This window comes from Chlamydiales bacterium, from assembly GCA_031292375.1.
GTDB lineage: Bacteria > Chlamydiota > Chlamydiia > Chlamydiales > VFKH01 > JARLHF01.
The window spans coordinates 1-9,618 of record JARLHF010000041.1 but is presented as its reverse complement, the minus strand read 5'-3'; the positions used below and the strand labels follow the sequence as shown (position 1 = coordinate 9,618).

7 protein-coding genes are annotated in these 9,618 nt (G+C 36.1%); 4 read left to right on the top strand and 3 right to left on the bottom strand.

Annotated elements, in window-relative coordinates:
• Positions 1–282: 282 nt before the first annotated feature.
• Positions 283–3,081: an insulinase family protein gene (locus P4L16_05430; GenBank protein MDR3624561.1), complete on the top strand. Its 2,799-nt coding sequence runs from the start codon at positions 283–285 to the stop codon at positions 3,079–3,081.
• 16 nt (positions 3,082–3,097) lie between these two features.
• On the opposite strand, the gene P4L16_05425 is transcribed toward P4L16_05430, so the two are convergent.
• The gene (locus P4L16_05425) at positions 3,098–3,718 is read right to left on the bottom strand and encodes a histidine phosphatase family protein (GenBank protein ID MDR3624560.1); all 621 of its coding nucleotides are present in this window, start codon (positions 3,716–3,718) and stop codon (positions 3,098–3,100) included.
• A gap of 421 nt (positions 3,719–4,139) precedes the next feature.
• Here P4L16_05425 and P4L16_05420 point away from each other — a divergent pair, with 421 nt between their 5' ends.
• From P4L16_05420 to P4L16_05410, 3 genes are all read left to right on the top strand, one after another.
• Positions 4,140–5,510 (top strand): endonuclease/exonuclease/phosphatase family protein, encoded by a 1,371-nt coding sequence (locus P4L16_05420; protein MDR3624559.1) that lies wholly within the window; start codon positions 4,140–4,142, stop codon positions 5,508–5,510.
• Positions 5,511–5,515: 5 nt separating this feature from the next.
• On the top strand, positions 5,516–6,529 hold the full coding sequence (locus tag P4L16_05415) for a hypothetical protein (protein MDR3624558.1): 1,014 nt from the start codon (positions 5,516–5,518) through the stop codon (positions 6,527–6,529).
• Positions 6,530–6,715: 186 nt separating this feature from the next.
• Positions 6,716–8,833: a hypothetical protein gene (locus tag P4L16_05410; GenBank protein ID MDR3624557.1), complete on the top strand. Its 2,118-nt coding sequence runs from the start codon at positions 6,716–6,718 to the stop codon at positions 8,831–8,833.
• Positions 8,834–8,835: 2 nt separating this feature from the next.
• Here the strand turns inward: P4L16_05410 and P4L16_05405 are convergent, their stop codons facing one another.
• Both P4L16_05405 and P4L16_05400 read right to left on the bottom strand, forming a co-directional pair.
• Positions 8,836–9,093: an NHLP leader peptide family RiPP precursor gene (locus P4L16_05405; protein ID MDR3624556.1), complete on the bottom strand. Its 258-nt coding sequence runs from the start codon at positions 9,091–9,093 to the stop codon at positions 8,836–8,838.
• Positions 9,094–9,305: 212 nt separating this feature from the next.
• Positions 9,306–9,618, bottom strand: a 313-nt coding sequence (locus P4L16_05400; GenBank protein MDR3624555.1) for an RHS repeat-associated core domain-containing protein, incomplete at its 5' end; no start/stop codon positions are given.

Sequence of the window (9,618 nt, the reverse complement as noted above, 5' to 3'; positions counted from 1 at the left end):
TATATTCTCTCTCGTTCAAACCTGCCGCACTCTCGGAGTTAATCCACGTGAATATCTTGAGGACGTCATGCGTCGTCTTATGTCCCATAATTCTCAAAAGTTATATGAGCTTTTGCCTGATCAATGGATGGCTAGTAAAAGCTCATTAAATTGCTAGATGGCCCTATTTGACGCTAACTATTCTTGTATCAACCCTGACTGTGCAATATATCTTAAAACGATATCTTGTATTTTAAATAATATTTTATGTATATACGACTAATGATCTTATTTAGGTAACTTATGCAATCCGATTCATTTCTCACATCTTGTGATGAACGCTATGGTGATTACACTGTAAAGCAATCAATGTTTATTGAAGAGGTTAATTCATTTTTCAGAGAAATTATTCACAAGCCTAGCGGAGCAACAATTTTGCATTTTGAAAATGACAATCCTGAAAATCTTTGCTGTATCGCTTTCCAAACATACCCAAAAGATGATAAAGGAGCATGCCATGTGCTAGAGCACATGCTACTAACAGATGCTGCAAAAGACAAATACAAAGGCATTCATTTTGTGGTTAAAAACTTAAACACAGCAACCTTCGAAGCATATACCTGCATAAGTCTTACAAGGTATCATGCTTTAACTACATCCAAAGATGACTTCTACACATTATTAAAAGCTGCTATAGAAAACATCTTTCGACCTTGTTTAAGAGAGAACGCTTTTTTTAGAGAAGGCTGTCGCTTAGAATTAACAGATCCAAACGACATTAACAGTGACCTTCGATTTAATGGTATTGTTTACAATGAAATCAAACAAACTACTTCAAATGTGGATTACATAATGCTTATGGCTATGAACAAAGCTTTATTTCCCAACCTCTTCTATCAATATAGCCATATAGGGAATCCTGAAGACATCACACAACTCACCTATAAAGATATTCTTAAAACCTATGATAAATTTTACCATCCAAGCAATTGCACCTTTATATTCCACGGTAACTTACCTCTACAGACACATTTAGATTTTTTAGAAAATCATCTTCTAAAAAACGCAAGAAAACGCAAATCCCCTCTTCTAATTAAAAAGCAAAAGACCATACCTGTTTCTAAAATAATTAAAACCAGCTATTCGTCTCTTTCAGACGTTCATCATCACTCAATTGGTTGGTCTTTAACACTAACTCAGGAAGAGATAATCGCCTTTCATATTATAAGTCAGATGCTAGAAGGTTGCGTGCTTTTTGATGAATATTCTCAACCAATTTTTGTCAGAAGATATTGCAATTCATCCAAAAAAGGCCTGTTAGATTCTATACAAGCTGATGTTAATAGGGAATTTACTCTAGAAGATATAGAAAATGCATTTGTTTCATTGGAATTAGATCTTTTAGAAATAAAACAACATGATAATGGAAGCCCTAACTTTATAAGATGGTGTGAAATGGTTTTAGCAGCAAAATATTGTGGCAGAAGTATCTTAAAAGCTCTTCAAGTAAAATCATCTCTTACAACTTTAAAAGCCTTGTTAAAAACCAATCCTCTTTATTTAAATAACTTAATGAAAAAACACCTACTTCACAACCCACATTATGTAATTGTTCGCTGTGTTCCGGATAAAGATTGGGATTCAAAAAAGTCTCTTAAAACTCAGAGTGAGCTTAAAAGATTAAAAGAAAAGCTCTCCTTGCAAGAGAAAAAAAATATTCAATCCATAATGGAACAAATTACTGCCACCACAAATGAGCCTCAAGCCTCTGTTTTATCGTTGACTAGTGCAAGTGTTTCTAAAGCAATAAATAAGCATGACTGGGTCTTAACACAAGAACAAATTAGAAATTTTCAAATATTCCATCGAGAATGCCTTACAAACAAGATTGCATATATTGACTACATTTTCAACTTACCGCAGGTTGACTCTAAAAATATTAGTTTGTTTCGTAATTTACCTTTACTACTAGGTAACGACCTTAATAAGGGTATAACCATATCTCGTAATATCTCTGATTCACGAGGATACCAACCATACTTTTATTTACGCACTAAGGTCTTTGAACATCAATTAGGAAATTTATCAGAGTATTTTCAATCAATAGTTGAATTTTACGGATCTCATAAAACAAGCTTAAAAGATTTGTCTATCCCATCCGACCCAAGCTTTATACTCGATAAAATTACTTCCCAAATGTCAGAAAAACAAGAATTATTCTTACTAAAAAAAGCTTGTAGTGGCCTCTCCTTACCTTTTCACCTAGATGAAATATGGAATGGTATTACCTGTTTAAAAAATATTCAAAAAATAAAACTAGGCTCCTCACACTACCCTGCTTTAAAAAAACAAGTCTATTCTTGCCCAAATCCTCACATGCTAATCACCTGCGATCAATCTATGTTACAAATAATAAAAAAAGAGCTACTCTTTGATTTTGGGAATAAAGTAAAAACCACCCACACAACAAAGAAAGATCTTTGCATTCCTAAAATGAACTCTCTTGCTGTAGCCACATCATTTCCCGTGGCTCATGTCTTACAAATGTTTCCTACCATAACCTACAATCATATTGATTTTCCAGTACTCCTTGTAGTAACATCCCTCTTATCAAACTTTTTAATGCAGCAATCCAGATACATTCAAGGTGCCTACAGAGCATCTGCAACCACACCTGCCTTACAGGGAGTAACAACTTTATGCGTTGGCTCTACTTCTAGCATTTCAATGACTTTAGATACATTTAACCAGGCTATTAAAGCAATTGCAAGAGGCCAGTTCTCTCAATCAGACTTAGTACAGGCACAACTCAAAAGTATCAAAAGAATAGATGCAAAACACCCCTCACTTGCAGTCCACACCAAAGTACTTTATGAAAACCTTTTAGCTGGCTTCACAATGGAGTGGAGGCAAAATATTAAAAACCACATACTCGATATCACACCTAAACAAATATCTACAGTGTTAGAAAAATATATTCTTTCTAACACCGATAACAGCATCATTGTCGCATTTGCAAATAAAGAGCTGATCAAAAAAGAAAACAAAATTCTCGCAAAACAGGGAAGAGAATTGCCTGTCCTTCATCTTGATGCTATTTAGGTACTCTTAGCTATCCCTAATAAGTATAACAGGCGTGAATTGCTTCAGAGATGCTCCAACCAGCTTTCCCACAACGTGAAGGAAAAAACTGTCTGCACTCTCCCTTATTGATAGATAAATCTTCCTTGACCATATGCTTACAAAGGCCATTATAGACTTCACCATGTGATACAATTATCAGTGGCCTTTTTTCATGATTATTTTTTATAACCTGCAAAATAGCTGTAGCTATTCTCTTGCCAAAAACTTCTAATTTCTCGGCATCCTTAGGTAATAAAGCCTCAAATACGTTGCGACTTAACTCCTCTTTATAAATAGCTTTCTGAAATTTTTGACATAACTCGCTATCTTGAGAAAAATTACCATAAAATCGAGCATCTAATCCTATTTCAATATGCACTGTAGATTTAGTTTGCTCTGCAATAATGTGAGCCGTCTCCATAGTCCTTTTACGTGGGCTAGAAAAAATTATAGGGTTTCTAATCTCGCAAAATTTCTTTGCTGTTATCTGAACTTCTTTTATCCCTATTTCATTTAAGCTTAAATCTAGCTCACCCAAGTGTAGCTGATCAAAAGACCAATTTGTACTCCCATGTCGAACAAAAATAAATGGTATAAGAGCTATATCTTCTAACATACAAGTAACATCTTTGCTAACCAGATTTAGGACCTATTTGAATTTAAATATTTCAGAAATTTCCATGATTTGAAGCTCTATCTTTTCAAATTGAGAGTGTACTTTCGAGGCCAAATGACTTGTTTCAACTACAACAAAGTTAACCTCTTCACATGATGATTCTGGAAGTGGATGATTTTTCAACTGCAAAGCAGTATCTTACCACAAAGTGGTTACATACTGCTTTGCAGTTGAAAAATTGTCAATGCACTAGAAATTAAAAAGTAAAGGTTTGTTAAGGAAATTAATCCATAAAAGATAAGATGCATTACAGCTTTATACTGGCTTATTTTTAAGATTTTAATAAAGACTTTGCAAAAATTCTGTAAATAGTTTATGAGCTATCAAAGCATTAAATTTTTTAAATAGCGAAGGGTGTATTATGAAGTTTTTATTTATTCTTTTTTGTCTTTTTGGAATTACAAGTCAGATTCAAGCAACGACTCCTGAGGAGATTGAAACATCTCTCAACAATATTAAAGTAGCAGCTACAAAAACCGTTGAATTTATTCTTAGCACCCCTTCCGATCAACAAACATTTGAAAATAGTTTATATCTCTGGAATAAGCTGTCCTCTCAGATATACAAGCAATTCAACATGTTACATGAAGCTACTAAGTCCAATGTACCCGAAGAAAGTGAGATGGCAACTTGGGCTCTTGAAGAGCTTCGAGCCATAGCTCTTGACCTTTCTCAAAACGACAACCTCTCTCATATTCTTCTCAGCGCTGCTAAGCAGGAGAGAAAAGATGACTCCATAACGTCTTTTCGATCCGTTATTGCTGAGGGTTATATTCAAAATAAAGGAGCCAAATACATACACAATTGGGTATCAAACAGCTCAAACGAAAAAATCTGCCAAAACAACGAACTATCTGCAACTACCCTTTCAACTGTAAATTTAGCAAAAGATTCCCTTCCAACAAATGTAGATATTTTATGCATCCAAGAAATATTCTATGATGATGTTTATGAGGTATATCAATTACTACTGGGACATGCGTACGATCATATTATTTACTTTAGACCTTGTAATATACGCCTTGATCTATCCCCTTCAGATCAGTACACCGGAGGCATGTTAATTGCTAGTAAATATCCGTTGACTGAAATCCAAGTCAATGATGACTATCTTGATGTCATTATCCAAGATGCAAATGGTCCTCTTGGACATCTTTATGTAGTTCAAGCACCAAGGGACAACATAGATATTTCTCCAAAGCTTTTGCATGTTATTACCGCTATGCAAGAAGAAATGATTCCTGCTATACTGTGCACAAATTGCGATCTATCATCCAATTCTTACGAAACACAGGTCCTCATGGATACTTATTTTTCTAAAAACACCAACTTTGTTCAATTTAATTGCTTAGATCTTTTAATAGAAACCGCCCTTGCAACCGCTTATCAACCTTTCACAACAAGTGGATGTAAAACGTATGGACGCCGCGGAGGAGAAGGCCACGGTAATTACAGCAATAATGGCGACACCCATGGTTATAGCAATCACGGCAACTATAATAATCATGACAACTATAACTCCGGAAAAGATAGTGGACAAAATTCTGGGCGTACAGATGTATATATGAGGTATGATACTGAAGAGGGCACATCAGCTGGAGCAAAAATTTCTACATCAGGATCCAGCGACAGCGGATGTGGTTACTCTCTTTCTTTAGATGGCACAATGACCCGTGATCCAAATGGTCACATCTCAGGAACAATTAACGGTAAAGGAAGCTGGACTTATTAGACCTTATGATGCAAAAAAAGTATATTATTACAGGTATTCTTGTTCTGACAGTTGTCCTTTTGATCTGCTACTTTTCTTTTTCTAATAAAAAGTACCACTTTCAAATTTCAACGCGACTTTCAGGTCAAAATGACCCTTCAATTAAAGTCAAAATTCAAGGCCATAAATACCCGCTGAGAATAGACTTGGGATCTAAACTAGAATTAGAACTCTCAAAATCGACACTTAACCTTTTGGATAAAACCCCTCATAAGTCATTAACAACTCGAGATATGACGGGAAGACCATATGAAAACCCAGCTCATGTCATTCCATCTATTGAGATAAATGGTTTAGTTTTTGATCAAGTAGTTACGATAGAAGAAAATGTAGACTACATATCAAATACTACATTTTATGAGGGTGATAAAAAAAACACACTAATTTACAAAAATACTTCAGGAACTATTGGCAGCGCATTATTTGCAGATAAAAACTTGCTTTTAGACTTCGATTATTCTTTGTTTTTTGTCAGCAATGACGTTTCTAAGCTAAAAGTAAAAGGATATGACCTAAAAGAATTTATTAAATTACCCTACACACGTTATAAACATGGTATTATTTTAAAAGTTAATACAGAATTTGGTGAAATAAGACTTGCTCTTGATACGGGTTGCACGGTCAATTTTCTCAGATCTTCTTTTGCTTCCCACATAAAACCTGTAGGTAAACGATTTGGCCTACCTTTTATCACAACTTCAACATTTGAGATGGGTGGGAAGGATTTTGGGCCAATGAATCTTTATCCTTATGACATTTCTTCCGATCTATCAGACATGGATGGCATGCTAGGGATGGACTTTTTAATCGATCATGTTGTCTACATCGATCGCGACCATCAACAAATATACATTCAAAAAAGCAAAGACCTTCCAGAAATGCCTATAACAGCAAATATTCCCTATTCTTCATTTAATAATGTAGTATCGAAATACATGAATGCATCCTTTTTAAGCAAAATACTCAAATCTTCAAACTAAACAGCATCATATAATTAAAAATATTATCAGCCACCTCTTATTCATTAATTTATTTAAATTTTTAATTTAAATTTCCTTGACAACTAATCACTATATTCGTTAAGATATTGTTAATTTAAAATGATTTTGCATTATTACAGTTACTTTCCCACATAAAATAATGCTACAAAACAATAAGGGTTTTCTATGAGCAGCACTTTAGGCCTTCCTCTTCTTCGACATGATAGATTGACAGATGCTGAAGAACAAGCTTTTAAATCCTATGTTGGATTTCCAGCTCAAAAATCTGTCCAAACTCAACCTTCCCCTAGCGGTTTTTTTAGCCGAATTACCTCCGCTGTTAAGCGTTGTTTTAGCAATCCAACAGTAAGAACTTGTACAGTTGCAGGTCTTACGGTAGCAGGCGCCGCAGGTATTGCCACAAGTGCTTATTATACAAGCAAAACAGAGCCCCCTATTGACCCTAATACTAATGAACCAGTTCCATCAAGCTTTGCTCACAAAACAGCAACTGCCTGTCTTTTAGCAAGTAACGTTGTTTTCGGCCTTGGATTGCAGTTGTTAATGGGACCTTCAGACAAAAATCAACCACTACAACCCTTAAAACCCTCTATCAACGAATCAGATCTTTCTGAGCCTCTTCTAAGTTCTCAAAGCTCTTCAAGCGACGGTATTCCTCTACAAACACCCACAAGCTCACCCGACACTTCCATCTCATCTTCTCCAGATATATCTACGTCACTATTTCCCACAGCAAACAACTCCCCACAAAACTCTAGAACTTCATCTCCCATTCAACAACATGCTGTTATTACAATACGTTTTGATATCAATCCGTTTGTAGAATCTCCTATTAATCTTACACTAACCCCTCAAGTCGAAATAAGCCCTCCACCTTCACCCACAGAGCACACTAGCGCCCCACTAAATAGTAGAGATATCTACCCCCTGCACCTTGGCACGCATAATCAACCTAGACAGCTATTATCGGGTAGTAAAGATATTGAATCCCTAGAGCCAATACAACAGCTCCAAGAAGAAGACTCCATTCCACAAAGTTGGTCTGAGCTTGCAAGTAGAGTTACAACATCTTGCAAATCCTTCTTTAAAAGCCCTATCCAACACGTCAAAAACGGTATTTTCTATCTCCAACAAAACCGCCCTGTTGAAATTCACGTGGGTTATTGGGTTTTGTCAGGCTTTGTAGGGGGGGTAACATTACTTGAATACCTTACTTGTTTTAGTTCAGGAATGTATGCAGGGATACTAGTAAACAATGCCTTATACTCACACTCTTTCAGCACTATGCCCAGCTCCGCCAAAGAAATTCATGAAAAAGAAGATGTTTCTACTCAACCTAATAAACCGCCAAGCAAACCTAACATACCTTCTTGCATAACCAGCACAGGCACTAAAATTTGCACTTTCGTAAAAAACCATTATCCTTCTCTACTATTTCTTGGCACAGGCAGTATATTACTAGCGCTCTATTCAAAAAGTGATCCAGTTGAGAACTCCGTAGAATGCTTTGCAGCACAGCTAGGCACTATTTTAGTTACACGCCCTTTTGGTAATCTCATAACTCAAATATCAAATAAAGCTATGCAGTACTATAAAAAAAACAACCCAAATAGCGCCAAATTAAAACTTGCGGAGATTATAGCACTTGCTTGTGACAATCCCGCTATTTCTATTCTTATTGGATATGGCATAGGCCGAGTACCTGACCTTTCACAATTTGCAGGTATGATTTTAATTGGTTTTGGACTTGGTTGTAATGATGCTAGATCTATACAGGAAAAGAAAGTAACCTACTATCCTACTAAAACAAAACCTTTCAGTGATCGCACTCGCTTTGAACAAGCCCTCTATCTTACAGGTGAATACGGAGAAACTTTGATAGGAATTGGTTTTGTTATGTATGGTATTTTTGCCCCTAGCTCCTATGATGCCGCCATTTTAGGAGGGACTGGTCTTATAGTTTATTATATTAGAAGCTTCTTCCGACAGTACCTTCAATCCGAAACCGCTAAAAAACTTCTATTAGAGGCAAATCTTTCAGAAGCAGATATTGCAGATTTTATGGATGAAATTCTACCAAAAAAACGCCTCTGGACTGTAAAATTCATGTCTTTTACGGATCGTATAGCCTTTGATGCTATAACCTTAATTACATTACTCGCAACAAATGGAAACCCTATAATAGAATGTCTTGGAGCTGCGGATGCTGGAATAGCGTTTGGTACCACAGTAGAAAACATTAAGGCCAGAACTAAAACTCCTTGTCACGTAAACTTTACCTAGATTTACTCACCTGATGTAAACATGCTATTGAATCCACCACCGCCATTAGTTTTTACAAGAGCTGCATTGCGAATTATAAAATTCATTTCACTTGGAGTGTCTTCAATTATTTTGGGGGTTATACCTTTAGGTAATTGAAGCCCTTCTTGCTCAAAGATTTTCTTAGGATTTTGCTTTAGCTGCTTTTTAAAGTTTTCATCTTTTGCAGCCTTTGTAGATATTTGACACCACTTTTCACATATTTCTTTTGCATTAATCATAAATGTCTCTCCTTACCTATATTTAAACAAATTCAATATTCAGCTAAACATAAAAACATGATCTCATAAACGCTAAATACTTATACCCTGATTATCGAATTGTATTTTTATTTTGTCAAACTTTTATTTCACAACTAATCAGGATTACAAGCCATAATCCCTATATTCTATAAGACGTAAGCGTAACTTATTCAAAACCAGGGTATACAAAATTATACTTCCCCGTTTTCATGCGAGCCACGAAAACTTGGGCTATTAAGTGTGCTGATAACGCTTGTTCCTACAGCTTGATATAAAAAGGTGTAGCAGCGCCCATCAGGATCGAAGTAGTTGATGGGATCGCCGTTGGCATAGGCATAGAGGTTTAAGAGGATGGGATGCCCGATGGGATCGGGGCTTAGGAACCTGCCACATTTGGGATCGTAGTACCTTGCTCCCATCCAGATGAGACCTGTAGGGTCTTGGGCTTGGCTGTGCCAGGTGAGGGATTGAGCATAGGAGAGGAGGTCTTGAGGGATAGATGTT

Excerpts from the sequence above, each read along its gene's own strand:
- P4L16_05430 (MDR3624561.1), top strand. The coding sequence starts at position 283 with ATGCAATCCGATTCATTTCTCACATCTTGTGATGAACGCTATGGTGAT.
- P4L16_05425 (MDR3624560.1), bottom strand. The coding sequence starts at position 3,718 with ATGTTAGAAGATATAGCTCTTATACCATTTATTTTTGTTCGACATGGG.
- P4L16_05420 (MDR3624559.1), top strand. The coding sequence starts at position 4,140 with ATGAAGTTTTTATTTATTCTTTTTTGTCTTTTTGGAATTACAAGTCAG.
- P4L16_05415 (MDR3624558.1), top strand. The coding sequence starts at position 5,516 with ATGATGCAAAAAAAGTATATTATTACAGGTATTCTTGTTCTGACAGTT.
- P4L16_05410 (MDR3624557.1), top strand. The coding sequence starts at position 6,716 with ATGAGCAGCACTTTAGGCCTTCCTCTTCTTCGACATGATAGATTGACA.
- P4L16_05405 (MDR3624556.1), bottom strand. The coding sequence starts at position 9,093 with ATGATTAATGCAAAAGAAATATGTGAAAAGTGGTGTCAAATATCTACA.